The 19,323-nt window shown below is 21.8% G+C and carries 14 protein-coding genes, 5 tRNA genes and 1 pseudogene; 12 read left to right on the top strand and 8 right to left on the bottom strand.

Annotation, left to right across the window (positions count from 1 at the left end; all coding sequences use genetic code 11):
• Position 1 precedes the first annotated feature (1 nt).
• On the bottom strand, positions 2–1,816 hold the full coding sequence (typA, locus tag RJT30_RS01395) for a translational GTPase TypA (protein ID WP_343190203.1): 1,815 nt from the start codon (positions 1,814–1,816) through the stop codon (positions 2–4).
• A 198-nt stretch (positions 1,817–2,014) separates the two neighbouring features.
• Between typA and yihA the strand changes: the two genes are divergently transcribed.
• Entirely contained in the window at positions 2,015–2,629 is a 615-nt protein-coding gene (gene yihA / locus RJT30_RS01390; protein WP_343190202.1) for a ribosome biogenesis GTP-binding protein YihA/YsxC, read from the top strand.
• Here yihA and RJT30_RS01385 read toward each other — a convergent pair.
• Entirely contained in the window at positions 2,626–3,504 is an 879-nt protein-coding gene (locus tag RJT30_RS01385) for a 5'-3' exonuclease (protein WP_343190201.1), read from the bottom strand. The two genes, yihA and RJT30_RS01385, sit on opposite strands and share 4 nt — an antisense overlap.
• A gap of 224 nt (positions 3,505–3,728) precedes the next feature.
• On the opposite strand from RJT30_RS01385, the gene RJT30_RS01380 reads away from it, so the two are divergent.
• From RJT30_RS01380 to cysC, 7 genes and pseudogenes are all read left to right on the top strand, one after another.
• Positions 3,729–5,531: an assimilatory sulfite reductase (NADPH) flavoprotein subunit gene (locus RJT30_RS01380; RefSeq protein ID WP_343190200.1), complete on the top strand. Its 1,803-nt coding sequence runs from the start codon at positions 3,729–3,731 to the stop codon at positions 5,529–5,531.
• The gene (gene cysI / locus RJT30_RS01375) at positions 5,525–7,204 is read left to right on the top strand and encodes an assimilatory sulfite reductase (NADPH) hemoprotein subunit (RefSeq protein WP_428994218.1); all 1,680 of its coding nucleotides are present in this window, start codon (positions 5,525–5,527) and stop codon (positions 7,202–7,204) included. Before RJT30_RS01380 ends, cysI begins: the two co-directional genes overlap by 7 nt.
• 37 nt (positions 7,205–7,241) lie before the next feature.
• Positions 7,242–7,979, top strand: a complete 738-nt coding sequence (locus RJT30_RS01370) for a phosphoadenylyl-sulfate reductase (RefSeq protein ID WP_343190198.1) — start codon at positions 7,242–7,244, stop codon at positions 7,977–7,979.
• An 87-nt stretch (positions 7,980–8,066) separates the two neighbouring features.
• Positions 8,067–9,443 carry a siroheme synthase CysG gene (gene cysG, locus RJT30_RS01365; RefSeq protein WP_343190197.1) on the top strand — a complete coding sequence of 459 codons (1,377 nt, stop codon included), beginning with the start codon at positions 8,067–8,069 and terminating at the stop codon, positions 9,441–9,443.
• Positions 9,444–9,489: 46 nt separating this feature from the next.
• Positions 9,490–10,397, top strand: a pseudogene (cysD, locus tag RJT30_RS01360) (sulfate adenylyltransferase subunit CysD).
• A gap of 13 nt (positions 10,398–10,410) precedes the next feature.
• A complete protein-coding gene (gene cysN / locus RJT30_RS01355) occupies positions 10,411–11,844 on the top strand; it encodes a sulfate adenylyltransferase subunit CysN (protein WP_343190196.1) in 1,434 nt (477 codons plus the stop codon).
• 3 nt (positions 11,845–11,847) lie between these two features.
• Positions 11,848–12,435 carry an adenylyl-sulfate kinase gene (cysC, locus tag RJT30_RS01350; protein ID WP_343190195.1) on the top strand — a complete coding sequence of 196 codons (588 nt, stop codon included), beginning with the start codon at positions 11,848–11,850 and terminating at the stop codon, positions 12,433–12,435.
• 276 nt (positions 12,436–12,711) lie between these two features.
• On the opposite strand, the gene eno is transcribed toward cysC, so the two are convergent.
• Together eno and glnS are read right to left on the bottom strand one after the other, a co-directional pair.
• A complete protein-coding gene (gene eno, locus RJT30_RS01345) occupies positions 12,712–13,995 on the bottom strand; it encodes a phosphopyruvate hydratase (RefSeq protein WP_343190194.1) in 1,284 nt (427 codons plus the stop codon).
• A gap of 468 nt (positions 13,996–14,463) precedes the next feature.
• Positions 14,464–16,131: a glutamine--tRNA ligase gene (gene glnS, locus RJT30_RS01340; protein ID WP_343190193.1), complete on the bottom strand. Its 1,668-nt coding sequence runs from the start codon at positions 16,129–16,131 to the stop codon at positions 14,464–14,466.
• Positions 16,132–16,278: 147 nt separating this feature from the next.
• On the opposite strand from glnS, the gene RJT30_RS01335 reads away from it, so the two are divergent.
• From RJT30_RS01335 to rpiA, 4 genes are all read left to right on the top strand, one after another.
• Positions 16,279–16,352, top strand: a tRNA-Met gene (locus RJT30_RS01335).
• Between the two features lie 17 nt (positions 16,353–16,369).
• Positions 16,370–16,451, top strand: a tRNA-Leu gene (locus RJT30_RS01330).
• Positions 16,452–16,464: 13 nt separating this feature from the next.
• A tRNA-Gln gene (locus tag RJT30_RS01325) sits at positions 16,465–16,535 on the top strand.
• Positions 16,536–16,656: 121 nt separating this feature from the next.
• Positions 16,657–17,313: a ribose-5-phosphate isomerase RpiA gene (gene rpiA, locus RJT30_RS01320; RefSeq protein ID WP_343190192.1), complete on the top strand. Its 657-nt coding sequence runs from the start codon at positions 16,657–16,659 to the stop codon at positions 17,311–17,313.
• Position 17,314: 1 nt separating this feature from the next.
• On the opposite strand, the gene gshA is transcribed toward rpiA, so the two are convergent.
• The 4 genes from gshA to csrA all read right to left on the bottom strand — a co-directional run bounded on the left by gshA (position 17,315) and on the right by csrA (position 19,299).
• Positions 17,315–18,826 (bottom strand): glutamate--cysteine ligase, encoded by a 1,512-nt coding sequence (gene gshA, locus RJT30_RS01315; RefSeq protein WP_343190191.1) that lies wholly within the window; start codon positions 18,824–18,826, stop codon positions 17,315–17,317.
• 39 nt (positions 18,827–18,865) lie between these two features.
• A tRNA-Arg gene (locus tag RJT30_RS01310) sits at positions 18,866–18,939 on the bottom strand.
• A 21-nt stretch (positions 18,940–18,960) separates the two neighbouring features.
• Positions 18,961–19,047: transfer RNA gene (locus RJT30_RS01305), tRNA-Ser, on the bottom strand.
• A gap of 54 nt (positions 19,048–19,101) precedes the next feature.
• Positions 19,102–19,299, bottom strand: a complete 198-nt coding sequence (csrA, locus tag RJT30_RS01300) for a carbon storage regulator CsrA (RefSeq protein ID WP_343190190.1) — start codon at positions 19,297–19,299, stop codon at positions 19,102–19,104.
• Positions 19,300–19,323: the final 24 nt, after the last annotated feature.

Here is a 19,323-nt window from a genome sequence, read left to right as displayed (position 1 = left end):
TCTATTTTTTTATTTTTTTCTTTCTTTGATTTTCTAATAGAAACATTTTTCTTAATCTTATAGATTTTGGTGTTATTTCAACTAATTCATCATCATTAATAAAACTTATAGCATATTCTAAATTTATTTTATTAGGAGGGGTTAATATTATTGATTCATCAGAACCAGATGCGCGCATATTTGTTAATTTTTTTCCTGTTATACAATTAACTGTTAAATCATTTGATCTATTATGTATACCTATAATTTGTCCTTCATATACTTGTTCTCCATGTTTTATAAATAATTTTCCTTTATTTTGTAAATTAAAAATAGCGTATGCTACAGCCATTCCTGTATTATTAGATATTAAGACTCCATTCGTTCTTTGTCCTATATTATGTTCTTCTTTTTTTTCATAGTGACTAAATGCAGTATATAATAGTCCTTTTCCAGAAGTTAAATTAATAAATTCTGTTCTAAATCCTATTAATGCTCTACTAGATATTAAATATTCTAGATGTATGCTATTATTTTTTACATCATGATGTATGTTTTGAAGTTTTCCTCTTCGTTCTCCTATTTTTTTAATTATTTTTCCTTGATATTTTTCTGGGATGTTTAATGATACATTTTCATATGGTTCTTGTATTTCATTATTAATTGTTCTAAAAATTATTTTAGGTCTTGATACTTCTAACTCAAATCCTTCTCTACGCATATTTTCTATTAATATTGCTAAATGTAATTCTCCTCTACCTGAAACAGAAAAAGTATTAGTGTTATTTGTAGATTTTATTTTTAAAGCAACGTTGTGTATACTTTCTTTTTTTAATCTTTCTAAAATATGTCTAGAAGTAATGTATTTCCCTTCTTTAGAAGAAAAAGGGGATGAATTTACTGAAAAAAGCATATTTACAGTTGGTTTGTCAACTTTTAATTTCGGCAAGCGTTTAATATTATTTAATTCACAAATTGTATCAGAGATATTTAAATTATCTATGCCTGTTATAGCAATTATATCTCCTGCTTTTGCTTTGTTTATTTCAACTCTTTTTAAACCACAATAATATAGTATTTTATTTATTTTACCAAAAGTTATTTTTTTATTTTTATTAATTATAGCAACATCTTGATTTTTTATTATAACACCTTCTTTTATTCTACCAATTCCAATTACACCTAAATAATTACTATAATCTAATTGTGATATTTGCATTTGTAATGTTTTAGACTTGTTTATTTTAGGTATTGGCGCATGTTTAATTATTGCTTTATATAATGATTTCATGTTTGTTTTTTTAACAGGGTGTTTTTTACTTGCCGCACCTTGTAATGCAGATGTATAAATAATAGGAAAATCTAGTTGTTCATCAGTTGCATTTAAATCAACAAACAAATCAAATATTTTTTCTATTACCCAATCAGTTCTAGCATATTTTTTATCAATTTTATTAATTACTACAATTGGTTTTATTCCATGTAAAAAAGCCTTTTGTGTAACAAATCTAGTCTGAGGCATAGGTCCGTCTTGTGCATCTACAATTAATAAAACAGAATCTACCATAGATAATATTCTTTCTACTTCGCCACCAAAATCTGCATGTCCTGGAGTATCTACAATATTTATATGATATTTTTTAAATTGTACAGATGTTATTTTAGAAAATATTGTTATTCCTCTTTCTTTTTCCAAGTCATGTGAATCCATAACTCTTTCTGTTATTTTTTCATGTTTTTTAAAAGCTCCCGATTGTTTTAACAATTGATTAACTAAAGTAGTTTTTCCATGATCGACATGTGCAATAATAGCTATATTTCTTAAATATTTTGTCATATAATTCTCATTTATAAAATAAATATTATTTATTATAAAAATATTTTATTTAATATTACATTATTATTTAATATTTTAATTTGATTAGATTATTTATAATTTTATTATTTTATATATTATTGATATTCAATTTAACAATATTTATTGTTTTTTAATAGATGGTTAATATTTGAATTTATTGTTATTTTTGGAGTATTTATGTTCTTTAATTCTTTTTATAATGCCATTTTTTATAAAAGTTTTCATGATATTTCTAAAATAAATATTTATAAAAATACAGAAATAGCTTTTTTTGGATATTCAAATTGTGGAAAGTCTAGTGTTATTAATAGTTTAACTAATCAAAAAAAATTATCTCGTGTTAGTAAGAAACCAGGAAGTACTAATTTAGTTAATTTTTTTAAAGTTAATAATGATTTTTTTTTAGTAGATCTTCCAGGTTATGGATATGTTAATCACTCAAAAAAAAAAAAAAAAAAAATACAAAATTTATTATTTAATTATTTACAATATAGGCAACAATTAATAGGTATAATATTATTAATGGATATAAGAAATCCTTTAAAAAATCTTGATAGAATTTTTTTAGATTATGTTAAAAATTATACTATTCCTGTAGTTATATTATTAACCAAATCTGATAAATTAAGTACACAAGAACAAAATAAACAACTTTTATTGATTAAAAAAAAAATTTTATTTATCGAAAATATTCTAGATATCATAATTTATTCATCTTTGAAAAAAAAAGGAATAGAGTTATTAAAGAATAAAATTATTGCCATGCATCAGAAAAAAAATACATTATATTAAAAATTTTTTATATATTTTGTAAAATTTTTAAAATTATAATATTGAATTATTTTAACAATTTTTTTATTTAATATATTAGATATTTTAAAAGAATATAATGTGAAATTTATTTTAACATTTAGTTTTATTTTTATTAATTTTTGGTTTAATTGTAGTTTTTTTTTTTTTTTTTTTAGATTTTCAATTATTTTTTTTTTATTACGTATATTAAATAAATGTGTTTTTTCAATATTTTTATAGATATTTTTTGTAGAATTAAATATATTTAAAAGTTTAATTGCGGTTTTTTTACCTATTCCTTTAATACCTTTTACATTATCTGATGTATCACCTATTAAGGAAAATAATTCGATTATTTTTTTAGGATGTATTCCATATTTTTTTATAATTTCTTTAATTCCTAAAGGTTTGCAATTTATTTTTTGTATAATTTTTATTTTATTATTTACTAATTGTGCAAAATCTTTATCATTACTATGAATTAATATTCTGTATTTTTTTTTTTTTTTTGTAGCTATTGTACCTATAACATCATCTGCTTCTACTTTTGGGATAATTAATGTAGTAATTTTTAATATTTTTATTATTTTACATAATTTTTGAAATTGATATATTAAATTTTCAGGCATGGGTTTGCGATTTATTTTATATTTTTTAAATAAATTATTTCTAAAGTTTTTTTTTGGTGAATCAAATACAATACTCATTTTTTTTGGTTTATATTTTTTATATATCTTTTGTATCATTTTTAAAAAACCATATATTGCACCTGAAAAATTTTTAAATTTATCAATTATATTTGGTAATGCGTAATATACTCTATATAGGTATGAATGTCCATCAATTATTAAAAAATAAGGTTTTTTTTTAAACATATTTTTATTTTTTTTAAAAAAATATTTTATTATTTATTTTATATTAAAATATAATTTAATGATATTATTTATATATTTACATTATCTTATTAATATTTAATTTTTTAATATCCAAATATTTTAAATAATTTATATTTATATAATAAATATATTAATTATATTTTATATAACATATAATATTCTTATAATATTTAATTTTTTATTTAGTTATGTGTAGCGTTATAATGGATAAATTAATTACGCAGGATTGTTGTCCTATAGATTCTAAAAATATGGATGTTATAAAATCAATTACAAATAATTTGTCAAATATGCAGATTTCTTGGTTATCAGGTTATTTTTGGGGAATTGCAAATAATTATAAAAATCAAAATATTTCTTGTGAATTTACAAATAATGATCATATAACAATAATTTCCGCTTCACAAACAGGAAACGCACGTCTTTTATCGGAAAAATTTTATAAAAAATGTATTGAATTTAATATTTCTGCGAAATTACTTGATGCTGATGAATTTAAATTTAAAAAAATTATTAATGAAAAATTATTAATAATCATTATATCTACTCAAGGTGAAGGGGAGATTCCTGATAATGCTTGTGATTTTTATAATTTTTTAATTTCTAAAAGAAGCCCAAAATTAGATAATTTACATTATTCTATATTTAGTTTAGGTGATAAAACATATGATTTTTTTTGTAAAGCTGGGAAAGATTTTGATAAGATCTTACGTTCTTTAGGTGGAAAACAATTATTACCTAGAGTAGATGCAGATATTGAATATAAAATTATTGCTAAAAAATGGATTAAAAAAATTTTAAAAATAATTATTGATAAAAATAAAAATTTTTTAAATGTTCAAAAAAATATACAAAAAAAATATATTAATCAAACCTATAAATTAAATAAATATACAAAAAATAAACCATTTAAAACTTCTATCTTAATTAATCAAAAAATAACTGGAGAATATGCTAATAAAGATATTCGACATATAGAAATTGATTTAGCTTCTTCTGGTATACAATATCTACCTGGTGATGCTATAGGTGTATGGTATCAGAATAATTTAAATTTAATTTTAAAAATATTGAAATTATTAAATATTGTAAAAAATACACTAATTAATTATAATGGTAAAGATATAAAAATTTTATATGCATTAAAAAAATATTATGAATTAACTGTAAATACATATAGTGTTGCTAAAAAATATTTATCCTTAATTAATTATAATTATTCTTTAAATATTTTAAAATCAAAAAAAGAAAAATTGAAATTATATTCATACTTTACACCTATTGTAGATATGATTAGTTATTTTCCAAAAAAAATAAATTCTGATGTATTAATTAATATTTTAAGACCTTTACAACCGCGTTTATATTCTATATCTTCATCACAATTAGAAGTCGATAATGAAATACATATTACAGTTGCAGTAGTAAAATATAATTTTAATAATAATATGCGTTTTGGTGGTTCATCTTATTATTTATCTAATTTATTAACAGATAAAAATAAATTAAAAATCTATGTTCTTTCTAATAAAAATTTTCGTTTACCAGAAGATAAAACAGTTTCTATTATAATGATTTGTGCTGGTACTGGAATTGCTCCTTTTCGTGCATTTATACAGGATCGTTACGCTTCAAAAGCTTCTGGTAAAAATTGGTTGTTTTTCGGAAATCAATTTTTTACAGAAGATTTTTTGTATCAATTAGAATGGCAAAAATATTATAATTCTGGTATCTTAACACGTATAGATTTAGCTTTTTCGAGAGATCAACATATTAAAGAAAGATATATTCAAGAAAAGATTAATCTTCGTGGAAAAGATATTTGGCAATGGGTGCAAGAAGGTGCGCATATATATGTTTGTGGAAATATTAAAACTATCGCTAAATCTGCAGAAATTGCTTTATTAAAAATTTTTATAAAATATGGCAATATGAATAGTAATATTGCTTATGATTATTTAAATAAATTACGTTGTTCTAAACGTTATCAAAGAGATGTATATTAATGAAAAAAAAAAAAGATCTTATAGTATGTGGAAATTTAACCAACGAAGAACGTATAAAACGTGAAAGTAATTTTCTTCGTGGAACTATCAAGAAAGATTTAATAAATCAAATAACTAATGGATTTACAGGAGATAATTATTCATTAATACGATTTCATGGAATGTATCAACAAGATGATAGAGATATTCGTAAATTAAGGATTGCGCAAAAATTAGAGCCTAAACACGCCATGATGTTGCGTTGTAGATTACCTGGTGGTTTATTAACTTCTGAACAATTTTTAAAAATAATTGCTTTTTCGGAAAAATATACAATATATAAAACAATTAGATTAACAAATCGTCAAACATTTCAAATACATGGTATTTATAAAAAAGATTTAAAAAAAATACATAAAATGTTATCGAGTTTATCATTAGATTCAATAGGTACTGCAAATGATGTAAATAGAAATGTTTTATGTACTTCTAATCCTATGCGTTCTGAATTGCATAATGAAGTGTATAATTGGGCAGTAAAAATTTCAAAACATTTATTACCAAAAACTAAAGCGTATGCAGAAATATGGTTAGATAAGAAAAAAATTTATGGTTTAGATGAAGAACCGATTTTAGGGAAAACATATTTACCAAGAAAGTTTAAGACAGCAATTATAATACCTCCAGAAAATGATGTTGATATGAATGCTAATGATATGGTGTTTATAGCTATACATAAAAATAATAAATTAATTGGTTTTAATTTATTATTAGGTGGTGGATTATCTATAGAGCATGGAAATAAATTAACATGGCCTGCATGTGCACAAGAATTTGGTTTTTTTTCTGTAGAACAGACTTTAATTATAGCTGAAACTGTAATTGCTATACAAAGAGATTGGGGTAATCGCACTAATCGTAAAAATGCAAAATTAAGATATACAATTGCTAGAGTAGGATATAAAATTTTCAAAAAAGAAATTGAAATTAGGTCGGGAATTGTATTAAAGAATATTAAAAATTATAATATTACTAGCCGAGGAGATAGGTTTGGTTGGTTGAGGGGTTTAGATAATATTTGGAGTTATACAATATTTATTAAGAATGGTCGTATTTGTGACAATGAGGCGCAACAATTAAAAACCGCTTTGATTAAAATTGCAAATGTATATAATGGAATATTTCGTATTACTGCAAATCAGAATTTAATAATATCTAATATTGATTCTCAAAAAAAGAAAAAGATACAAAATATTATAGATAAATATAATTTATGCAATTCTATTAGTAAAATACGTTCAAATTCTATGGCTTGTGTGTCTTTACCAACATGTCCCTTAGCTATGGCTGAAGCAGAACGGGTTTTACCTGATTATATTATAAATATAGAAGAAATATTATTAAAATATAATATGTTTAAGGAAAATATATCATTTAGAATTTCTGGTTGTCCTAATGGTTGTGGAAGATCTTTATTAAGTGAAATTGGATTAATTGGTCGATCTTTGGGTCGTTATAATTTATATATCGGAGGTAATAATATTGGAACACGTATAGCTAAAATTTATTGCGAAAATATTTCTAAAGAAAAAATTTTAAATAAAATTGATAGTTTAATAGCTTTATGGTCAAAGAAAAGACAAAAAAACGAATTTTTTGGAGACTTTGTGATTCGTTTAGGTTTAGTTAAATAAATATTTTATAATTAAATTTAAATTCAGGAAATTATATATGAAGATTAACAATTTATTTAATAATCATATATTTAATAAAAATATATATTTTAAAAATTTATTAAAATTAAATAAAATTTTACATAAGTTATCTGCTACTGAAAGAATTACATGGGCTTTAAATAATTTATTTTCTAATTTTGTATTAACTTCTAGTTTTGGAGTGCAATCTGCTGTTTTATTGCATTTAATGACTACACAAAAACCTAAAATACCAGTTATTTTAATTGATACTGGATATTTATTTCCTGAAACATATAAATTTATAGATATTTTACATTCTCGTTTATGTTTAAATTTACATGTTTTTAATGCTAATATTTCATCATCTTGGCAAAAAGTACGTTACGGTGAATTATGGAATATGGGATTGGAAGGTATTAATCTATATAATAATATTAATAAAATACAACCTATGAACAAATCTTTTAGTAAATTTTCTGTTAGAACTTGGTTCGCTGGTTTAAGAATACAGCAATCTTCTACAAGAGCAAAATTATCATATTTATCTTTACAAAAAAATATTTTTAAATTTTTACCAATATTAGATTGGAGTAATTTACATATACATAAATATCTAAAAAAACATAATTTACCGTACCATCCATTATGGGATAAAGGTTATGTATCTGTAGGAGATGTGCATACTACTAGAAAATATATTCCAGGTGAATCAGAAGAAAATACACGTTTTTTTGGTTTAAAAAGAGAATGTGGTTTACATGATTTAATTTAATTTTTTATATTTATACATATTAATAATTTATATTATTTAAAAATATTTTTAAAAAATATTAATTATTTAAAGCATTTATAATGACAAATGGATTATATGAAATATTTACCTATATTTATTAATTTGAAATTTAAAAAAGTTTTAGTTTTTGGTGGTGGTATGATTGCTTACCGTAAAATAAAATTATTATTACAATGTCATGCAAATATTCATATTATTTCAAAGAAATTATGTAAAAAATTATTTTTATATATGTATAATAAAAAAGTAATTTGGATTAGTATGAATTATTTTAAAAAATATCTTAAAAATGTGTGTTTAGTAGTCATAGCAACTAATAATAACAATTATAATAATAGAATTTATAAGTTAATTAATAATAATAAAATTTTGATAAATACAGTAGATAATGAAAAATTATGTTCATTTATATTTCCTTCCATAGTTAATAGAGATCCAATTTTAATTGCAGTTTCTTCTAAAGGAAAATCACCTGTATTAACAAGAATAATAAGAGAAAAAATTGAAATTCTTATACCATATAATTTTGGGAATATTGCTTTATTATCTGGAAAATTTAGGAAAATAATTAAATTTTATTCTAGTAATTTATCTGAAAGGCGTTTTTTTTGGGAAAGTGTTTTTGATAGTTCATTTATAAATGAAATTTTACATAATAATTTTAAAAATGCTATACAAATTTTATATAGTTACATGATTAACAATGTTAAACGAGATGGTGAAGTAGTTTTAGTTGGCGCTGGTCCAGGAGATAGCGAACTTTTAACTATTAAAGGTTTACAAACATTACAAAGAGCCGATATTGTGTTATATGATTATTTAATTAGTAGAAATATACTGCAATTAATACGAAAAGATGCAAAACTTTTATGTGTAGGTAAAAGGTTTGGTTTGAATTCTATTACACAAAATGAAATTAATGAATTATTGATAAAATTTGCTAAACAAGGTTATCGAGTAGTTCGTTTAAAAGGAGGAGATTCTTTTATTTTTGGCAGAGGTGTAGAAGAATTAATTGCTGTTAAAAAAGCTGGTATTAAATTTAAAATTATTCCTGGAATAACTAGCGCTGTGGGTATATCTGCTTCTATTGGCGTTCCTTTGACTTATAGAAAATATTCTAGTAGTGTATTATTTTTAACTGCAAATTTATATAAAAATAGTAATATTAATAATTCTATTATTTATTCTAAAAATGCAGAAACTTTAGTATTTTATATGTGCAAAACAAAAATACAAGATATTTTAAAGTCGGTTTTATCCAAGGGGTTTTTTCTAAATACACCCATAGTTTTAGTTGGTTTTGGGACATTATTATATCAAAAGGTTCTTTTTGGTCAATTGAAAGAAATTGTATTCTTATCTAAAAAATTAAGTAATCCCATTTTGTTAATTATTGGAAAGGTTGTAAATTTACATAAAAAATTGTCATGGTTAAATTGAAATAATTATATAATTTATTTAATTATTTAATATAAGGTTGAATATGATAAGAAAAAATTATTTTACTCATTTGCAGAAATTAGAATCAGAAAGTATATATATATTTAGAGAGGTAGTAGCAGAATTTAATAACCCTGTCATGTTATATTCTATTGGCAAAGATTCTTCTGTAATGTTACATTTAGCTCGAAAAGCATTTTTTCCTGGAAACATACCTTTTCCTTTATTACATGTTGATACGTTATGGAAATTTAAAGAAATGTATGAATTTCGAGATAATATAGCTAAAAAATTAAATTTAAATATTATCATTTATTCTAATGAAAATGGTGTATTAAGTGGTATTAACCCTTTTCAGGATGGTAGTGATAAATATACTAATATAATGAAAACAGAAGGTTTAAAGCAAGCTTTAGATAAATATAATTTTGATGCTGCTTTTGGAGGTGCTAGAAGAGATGAGGAAAAATCAAGATCTAAAGAACGTATATATTCTTTTCGAGATATATATCATAGGTGGAATCCAAAAAATCAACGTCCGGAATTATGGAATAATTATAATGGTCAAATTAATAAAGGAGAAAGTATTCGTGTTTTTCCTTTATCAAATTGGACAGAATTAGATATTTGGGAATATATTTTATTAGAAAATATTGATGTAGTGCCTTTGTATTTTGCTAAAAAAAGACTTGTTTTAAAACGTGATAATATGTTATTAATGATTAATGATGATCGTATTTTTTTAAAATCTAATGAATTTCTTCAAAAATGTATGGTTCGTTTTAGAACTTTAGGTTGTTGGCCTTTAACAAGTCCTATAAAATCTACAGCTACTACTATAAAGGTATTATAAAAGAAATGTTATTAACTCAGTATAGTGAACGTTCAGGTAGAATAATAGATAATGATAAAATTGGTTCTATGGAACTTAAAAAAAGAGAAGGTTATTTTTAGGAAATTATAAAGTATGAATATTGTTAATAAAAATATTAAAAAAAACAATAGTTTTAAAAATTGGTTTGAAATGGAAAAAAAAAAAAATTTATTAAGATTTTTAACATGTGGTAGTGTAGATGATGGAAAAAGTACTTTAATAGGTCGATTATTACATGATACTAAAATGATTTATTCTGATCAATTAATTTCTTTGAAAAATGATAGTAAACGCCATGGAACTCAAGGTAGTAAAATAGATTTATCTTTGTTATTAGATAGTTTGCAATCTGAAAAAGAACAAGGTATTACTATAGATGTTGCATATAGATATTTTTCAACGAATAAAAAAAAATTTATAATAGTAGATACTCCTGGTCATATACAATATACTCGTAATATGGCTACTGGTGCATCTAATTGTGATTTAGCTATTTTATTAATTGATGCAAGTAAAGGTTTATTAGAACAAACTAAGCGTCATAGTTTTATTGTAAATTTATTGGGAATTAAAAATTTTATAATTGCTATTAATAAAATGGATGTCATTAATTATAGCAAAGAAGTTTTTTTAAGAATTAAAAATGATTTTTTAATATTTTCAAAAAAATTATCTTTAAAATTAAATACAGAATTTATTCCTATTTCAGCTTTATCAGGTGAAAATGTAGTTTACAGTACTAATTTAATGCCTTGGTATGAAGGATTGACATTATTACGATATATTGAATCTATTAATTTACCTTCTTATTTTAAAAAAAATACTCGTTTTCCTATACAATATATCAACCGTCCAAATTCAAATTTTCGTGGTTATTCTGGTACATTAGTTTCAGGATCAATTAATGTAGGGCAAAAAATAAAGATCTTACCTTCTTTTCATAGTTCCTATGTAAAAGAGATAATTACATTTGATGGAAAATTAAATCAAGCTGTTTCTGGTCAAGCAATTACAATATTATTAAAAGATGAAATTGATATAAGTAGAGGTGATTGTATTGTTGAATATGAAGCAAAAGTGAAAACATATGATGAAGCTATAGTAGATTTAGTTTGGATGGATGAGGAAAAATTAATTTTAGGTAAATCATATAATATTAAAATTGCAGGAAAAAAAATAAAAGCTTGTGTAAAAGAAATAATTTATAAAATAAATATTAATAATTTAAACAAAGAAAAACAAGATTTTTTATGTTTAAATGATATTGGATTAATACATATTATTTTTGAAGAAAAGATTTTTTTTGAAAAGTATATTAAAAACAATATTTTAGGTGGTATGATATTTATTGATATATTAAATAATCGAACTCTTGCAGCTGGTATGATTCGCAAAAGTAAGAACAATACTTTTAATTCTAAAAAAATAGTTAATAAGGTTTTTGAATTAGAATTGAATACTTTTATTTGTAAATATTTTCCTCATTGGAAAATGAATAATTTATTACAAGATTGGAAAAAAAAATAATCTATGACTTCGAATATTTTTTGGTCTAATAATTTTATTAATAGAAATTTAAGAGAAATTCATCATAAACACAATTCTTTAGTATTATGGTTTACTGGTTTATCAGGTTCGGGTAAATCAACTATAGCTAATATTGTTGAACAAGAATTATATAAGTTAAATATAATTACATATCTATTAGATGGGGATAATGTAAGGCATGGTTTATGTAAGGATTTAAATTTTAAAAAAAAAGATCGAAAAGAGAATATTAGACGTATTTCAGAAGTAGTTAAATTATTTCTAGATTCTGGTATAGTTGTTTTAGTTACATGTATTTCTCCTTATTTGAAAAATCGCGCATTAGCTAAAAAAATAATTGGTTTAGAAAATTTTTACGAAATTTTTATTGATACTCCATTAAGTGTTTGTCAATTAAGAGATCCTAAAGGTTTGTATAAAAAAGCTTCTAATGGAAATATAAAGAATTTTACTGGTATTAATGATATTTATGAAATCCCTATTAAACCTTATATTCATATTAATGGGCAAGATGATTTACAAAAAAATGTTCAAAATATTATATGTTCTATAAAAGCAAAAATTTTTTAAGGTATTATGTATATATTTATTTTTGTATCTATTTTATTTTTGTATCTATTTTATTTTTATATCTATTTTATTTTTTATAGTATGTAAGTATAATATTTAAAATATTATAAATTATATAAAATTTTGTATTTTTTATATTTATTTTATATATTTTAATGTAATATATTAAATTTTTTCATGTCATTATTAAATTACTATATTTAAAATATATACAATGGTTATTCTAATAACAGAATTTTCTATTATTAGAATAGTCAATTTTAGTTAAAATATTTTTTAAATCTTATTAAATGGAGCTAGTATATTACCTAGTTTTTCTTCTATACGGATTAGTTGATTATATTTTGATATTCTTTCGGATCTACTCATAGAACCTGTTTTAATTTGACCTGCATTAGTTCCAACACATAAATCTGCAATTGTTGTATCCTCTGTTTCTCCAGATCTGTGCGATATTATAACTTTATAATTAGCTTCTTTTGCTATTTTAATTGCTTTTAGTGTTTCTGTTAATGTTCCAATTTGGTTTGGTTTTATAAGAATTGCGTTTGCTATTTTTTGTTTTATTCCTTTTTTTAATATTTCGCTATTTGTTGCAAATAAATCATCACCTACTATTTGTATTTTAGAACCTAATTTATTTGTTTGGTAACGAAATCCTTCCCAATCTTGTTCATCTTGGCCATCTTCAATGGATAAAATAGGATATTTTTTAGTTAATTTTTCAAGATAATGTGTAAATTCTTTAGAATTTAATTTTTTATTTTCATTTTTTAATATGTATTTTTTTTCTTTTGTGTTATATAATTCAGATGCTGCACAATCAATTGCAAAGGATATATCTTCTTTTATAGAATAACCAGATTGTTCAATTGCTTCTTCTATGATTTCAAATACTGCTTCATTAGATTGTAAACTTGGAGCATAACCTCCTTCATCTCCAACAGTGGTACTAATTTTATTTTTATTTAAAATAATTCCTAAATTTTGAAATATTTCTGAACCCATTTGTATTGCTTGTTTAATATTTGTAGCAGATCTTGGTTGAATCATAAATTCTTGAATATCTAGTGTGTTGTTTGCGTGTTTTCCTCCATTTATAATATTAATCATTGGAAGAGGCATAGAATAAATATTTGGAGTGTTATTTAATATTGAAATATGTTTAAATAATGGTATTTTTTTTGCTATAGCTGCAGCTTTTGCGTTGGCCAAAGATACTGCTAAAATAGTATTAGCTCCTATTTTTGATTTATTTTTTGTTCCATCTAATTTTATTAAAATTTTGTCTATTTTTTTTTGTTCAGTTGAGTTTTTTTTGTATAATGCTTTAGAAATTATTGTATTTATAAATTTTACAGAATTATTTACACCCTTACCTAAAAATCTATTTAATTGTTTATCACGTAATTCCATAGCTTCTTTTTTACCTGTTGAAGCGCCTGAAGGAACTGAAGCAATACCAATTATGTTATTTTTAAGATGCACTTCTGCTTCTACAGTTGGAATACCTCTTGAATCAAGAATTTCTCTGCCAATAACTTTTATAATTTTATACATTTTTTTTTCCAATAATTAGTTTGATAAATATTATTTAATAATTTAAATTTTTTATAATTTGATAAAATAATTATATTTTTTTATTTTGTATTTATTGGTATTTAAAATATTAATATGTTTTATTTTTTAAGAATTTTTTATTATTTGATTATATATAATTTATAAGATAAACTATTTTTACTTAAATAACAAATTTTACTTTTTATATATTTATTTTTTTAAAATAATTTTAATTAATTTAAAATATATTTAATGAAATTATGATTTGAAAATTTTATTATTTCAATTTGATTTTTTTTTAAAATTATTTTTGTATTTTTATACATTCTATAATATAAAAGTATAAATTTTATATAATTATAACATTTTTATAATATATAGAATTTTAATTATAAAAATTGCAAAGATTTATACAATAATTAAGTAAATTTTTATTATATTCATTATAATACTTAATATATGCATAATTCATAATATTATTTTTTTATTTAAATTATTTATTTTTTTTTTTAAACCAACAATTTGATTAAATACTAATTTTTTTGGTCTAGAATAAACTGGATCAACATAAAAATAACCTTTTCTTTCAAATTGGTAATGAAAAAAAATTTTTTTTGTATACATTTCAGATTCTACAAATCCATTTTTAATAATCATAGATTTTTTATTTATATAATTTAAAAAATTTTCAGATATTTCTGGTTTTTTTATTGTAAATAAAGGTTCATATAATCTAAATTCAGCTTTTTTTGCATCTTTAATTGAAATCCAATGTATTATTTTATTTTTTTTATTTGTTTTGTTAATTTTACCTAAAGTATTTTTATGATATTTGCAAAATATTATTGGTTTATTTTTTATTATTTTAATTTTATATATCGTAATATAATAAGCGTATTTTAGTTTTATTAAAATTTTCTTAAATTTTTCTATGTTTTTATTTTTTAAAAATTTATATATATCATTTTTTTCAATGTAAATTGTATTAGTAAATAATAAACATTTTTTACCCATTTTTATATTATTTGGGTGATTATTAATTATCATTAATTCTTTATATTGTTTTGGTAAATTAGTTATTATCAATTTTATTGGATTTATAATAATCATAGTTCTATGTGCTGTTATATTTAGTTCTTGGCGTATACATGATTCAAGTAATGGTAACTGTAAGTAATGTGTTTGTTTTGTTATTCCTGATTTTATACAAAAATTACGTAATGCTAAAGCGGTATACCCTCTTCTACGTAAACCAGCGATAGTTGGAATACGTGGATCATTCCATCCATTAACTATTTTTTTTTTTATTATTTGTTTTAATTTTCTTTTTGATAAAACTGTATATTCTAAATTTAATTTTGAAAATTCATATTGAATTGGGTTATTTTTAGTTTTTATTTTTTTTAAAAACCATTTATATAATTTTTTGTTATCTAAAAATTCTAATGTACAAAATGAATGTGTTATTTTTTCTATAGAATCAGAAATACAATGACTAAAATCATATGTTGGGTATATACACCATTTTTTCTTTGTTGTATGATGTGTGAAAAATTTAATACGATATATTATTGGATCTCGCATAATTACTAAAGGTGAATGCATATTAATTTTTGCACGAAGACAAGCTTCTCCTTCTTTAAATATACCATTTTTCATTTTTTGAAATAAAATTAAGTTTTTTTGAATACTTTGTTCACGAAATATATTTTCTGTACCTAGTTTGTAAAAATTACCTCTTTCTTTTTTTATTTTTTTTATACTTGATAAATCCACATAAGCTAAATTTTTTTTTATTAATTTAATTGCGTATTTATATATTTTTTTAAAATAACAAGAGGTATAAAATATATTATCCCATTTATAATCTAACCACCTTATATCAGATTTTATTGAATGAATAAATTCTTTTTTTTCTGTATTTGGATTTGTATCATCAAATCTTAAATTACATTTACCTTTTTTTATTTTTGCAATTTCAAAGTTTATACAAATTGATTTTATATGTCCTAAATGTAAATAACCATTAGGTTCTGGTGGAAATCTGGTTCTTATAGTTCTTGTCTTTTTATTTTTTATATATTTTTCTATAATTTTATAAATAAAATTATTTTTATTAAATGTCTCTTTATTCATTTTTTTAAAAATTATTCCAATTGATTGAATATTTATATTTTTTTTTTATTATATATGTATATTATTTTTTTGTTAAATTATTTTAATTAAAAAAAAAGTAGACATAATTTTTAAAAAGTCGTATATTAATAACATGTTAGATTTTAGGGCTACGTAGCTCAGTTGGTTAGAGCGCAGCACTCATAACGCTGAGGTCATGGGTTCAATTCCCTTCGTAGCTAATTTGTTTATATTTTTAGCGGAAGTGGCGAAATTGGTAGACGCACTAGATTTAGGTTCTAGCGCCAAATGGTTTGCGAGTTCGAATCTCGTCTTCCGTATTAATTTTAATTATGGGGTATAGCCAAGTGGTAAGGCACCGGTTTTTGATACCGGCATCCCTGGTTCGAATCCAGGTACCCCAGAAAATTTTTATAATCTTTTAATCTTTAATCTTTAATCTTTAACTTTTTTGTTTTTTATTTTTTATTTTTATTATATTAATAATAATTTAAAAGAATATTTTTATATGATATGTATTATATTATGAATTTAAATAAATTGAAAAAATCTGCAGCATTTGCAGTTCTGAAATATATTTCTTTAATTTCTGTAATCGGAATAGGAACTGGTAGTACAATAAAACATTTAATTAAGTTATTACCTAATTTAAAACTTAAAGGTGTTATATCTTCTTCTAGTTCCTCTTCTTTTTTATTAAAAAAATATAAAATTTCTGAATTATATTTAAATGATGTATTATATTTATTTTTATATATAGATGGGGCTGATGAAATAAATATGTCTTTGTATATGATTAAAGGTGGTGGTGCGGCTTTGACAAAAGAAAAAATAATTGCTACTAAAGCCATTAAATTTATTTGTATTATAGATGAATTTAAAATGGTAGATACATTAGGTAGTTTTCCTTTACCAGTGGAAATTATACCTATGGCTTATAAATTTGTTAAATTTGAATTACAAAAATTAGGTTATTTAACTAAATTACGAAAAAATTTTATTACTGAAAATGGAAATATAATTTTAGATATTTATAATTTAAGTATAAAAAAACCTAATTTAATAGAAAAAAAAATAAATTCCATTCCTGGTGTAGTTACAGTAGGTTTATTTACTTATAGAAAAGCAGATTTAGTATTTATTGGAACTATGTATGGAATTAAAATTATTAAAGATATTTAATTTATTTGTATTTTTTATAAAATTTTTCAATTGACATTGTTTTTTGATGTTTGATTTTTTGTTTGTTTAAAAATTGGTAATCTTTTTTTTTGATTTGTTTTTTATATTTATAAGCTAGTTTTAATCCAGTATTATGCATACTTTTGTTTTTGAAAAACAGTTTTATAATTAAAGCTGAAAATGTTAAGTCGGGATTTAAAAAACTAGATTCTAGCGTTCTTAATGCATTGGTGTAATTATTATTTTTAAAACATTCATCAAATATATAAGATATTTTTAGTAAATTTTCATATATTTTTTTAATTATTTTTTTTAATGGTATTTTTTCATTTTTATATATGTTATATATTAGAAGATTTGGTTTTCTCCCGGAAAATATTATTTTTTTCCAATTTTTTGATATGGTTTTTGATTCTTTTGTGGATATATTTGGTGAATCAGCTATAAAACACCATATTAAAAATATATCTAAAAATAATATTTGTATTTTACTTATACCAATTGGAGAAAATGGATTTAAATCTAATGATCGAATTTCTAAATATTCAATTCCTTTTTTTGTTAAATTGTTTAAAATAGATTTTTTATTTTTTACATTTCTTTTAAGTCTTATTTGTGTATATAATTCACTTTCCATTTGTAAAATATTTGTGTTTATTTGTTGTATTTGATTATTTGTATCTCTTAAACCTATTTTTTGAAATATTTTAGAAGGTGTATTTAAAGCATATTTTACTTTTTTTGTATATTCTTCTATAGTATTAAATTTTATATTTATATTGTTTGTAATTTTATTTTTATGTGTTAATATATGCCCTAATCTTAAAGAAGTAGCCCAAGGTTTAAATACCATATCGTATTTTTCTTGTATATTTGAAAAGTTACATTCCTCTTTTCTAAATAATTTACTAGGTATTGCAGGAGAAGCTCCAAAAATATAAGGTATTATCCAACCAAATCTATTATAATTTCTAGTTATTTTTAAATAACCTTCTGAATTATTTTTTATTATTTTATATTTTTTAATCCATGCATTTAATAGGTTTTTTGGTAATGAAAAATTATAATGTATACCTGTAAACATATTCATTAGTAAACCATATCTTTTTTTCAAACCTATTCTGTATAGTTTTTTATTTTTTCCTAATTTTGAATTACCATATGTAGCTAATTTTATTTTACTATTTAATTTTTCAGATGGTATACTTAAAGGCCAAATAAATTCTGGTTTTATTTTTTTAATAATGTATTTATGTATATCATGTAAAAAATTTATTATTTTATTATTGTTTTTTATTTTTGGGGTTATAATTTCTAACATATTTTCTGCAAAGTCTGTAGTAATCCATTTATGTGTTAAAGCGTATCCTATGCTTTTAGGATATCTATTATTTGAAAGATTACCATATTTATCAATTCTTAAAAATTCTCTTTCAATTCCTTTGTATATTTTTTTAAGTAGTTTGGGTTTTTTTTGGATAAATTTTAAATTTCTTGATATATTAGGTAACAAAATCACCCTCTTAATAAATTTTAAATATTTAAATAATTTTGCATCTGAAAGGATTTGAACCTTTGACCTCTCGGTTCGTAGCCGAGTGCTCTATCCAACTAAGCTACAGATGCAAAATACAAATTTTTTTAATATGGCGAGAGAGGGATTCGAACCCTCGATGAAATTTCTTACATACTCCCTTAGCAGGGGAGCGCCTTAAACCTCTCGGCCATCTCACCTTCCATTTTTTGAAATTTTTTAATTTTATTATAACATGTTTTTTATATAATAAGTCAAACAATTTTTAAATATTTTTTTTTGTTTATTTTTTCTGCTTGTATTCTTTGGTATATTTCCTCTCTATGTACTGATATTTTTTTTGGTGCATTAATTCCAATTCGTACTTGATTACCTTTTACTCCTAATACTGTTATTGTAACTTCATCGCCAATGATAAGTGTTTCGCCAATGCGACGAGTAAGAATAAGCATCGATTTTCTCCTTGTATTGTTAAT

This window comes from Buchnera aphidicola (Mollitrichosiphum nigrofasciatum), from assembly GCF_039388045.1.
Taxonomy (GTDB): Bacteria; Pseudomonadota; Gammaproteobacteria; order Enterobacterales; family Enterobacteriaceae; genus Buchnera_K; species Buchnera_K aphidicola_B.
This window is presented reverse-complemented; position numbering and strand designations above follow the sequence as displayed.

What these genes read in the sequence shown, in the direction of transcription:
- cysC (WP_343190195.1), top strand. Translation starts at nt 11,848, where the DNA reads ATGACTTCGAATATTTTTTGGTCTAATAATTTTATTAATAGAAATTTA.
- rpiA (WP_343190192.1), top strand. Translation starts at nt 16,657, where the DNA reads ATGAATTTAAATAAATTGAAAAAATCTGCAGCATTTGCAGTTCTGAAA.
- cysN (WP_343190196.1), top strand. Translation starts at nt 10,411, where the DNA reads ATGAATATTGTTAATAAAAATATTAAAAAAAACAATAGTTTTAAAAAT.
- typA (WP_343190203.1), bottom strand. Translation starts at nt 1,816, where the DNA reads ATGACAAAATATTTAAGAAATATAGCTATTATTGCACATGTCGATCAT.
- RJT30_RS01385 (WP_343190201.1), bottom strand. Translation starts at nt 3,504, where the DNA reads ATGTTTAAAAAAAAACCTTATTTTTTAATAATTGATGGACATTCATAC.
- csrA (WP_343190190.1), bottom strand. Translation starts at nt 19,299, where the DNA reads ATGCTTATTCTTACTCGTCGCATTGGCGAAACACTTATCATTGGCGAT.
- cysG (WP_343190197.1), top strand. Translation starts at nt 8,067, where the DNA reads ATGGATTATATGAAATATTTACCTATATTTATTAATTTGAAATTTAAA.
- glnS (WP_343190193.1), bottom strand. Translation starts at nt 16,131, where the DNA reads ATGAATAAAGAGACATTTAATAAAAATAATTTTATTTATAAAATTATA.
- eno (WP_343190194.1), bottom strand. Translation starts at nt 13,995, where the DNA reads ATGTATAAAATTATAAAAGTTATTGGCAGAGAAATTCTTGATTCAAGA.
- RJT30_RS01370 (WP_343190198.1), top strand. Translation starts at nt 7,242, where the DNA reads ATGAAGATTAACAATTTATTTAATAATCATATATTTAATAAAAATATA.
- yihA (WP_343190202.1), top strand. Translation starts at nt 2,015, where the DNA reads ATGTTCTTTAATTCTTTTTATAATGCCATTTTTTATAAAAGTTTTCAT.
- RJT30_RS01380 (WP_343190200.1), top strand. Translation starts at nt 3,729, where the DNA reads ATGGATAAATTAATTACGCAGGATTGTTGTCCTATAGATTCTAAAAAT.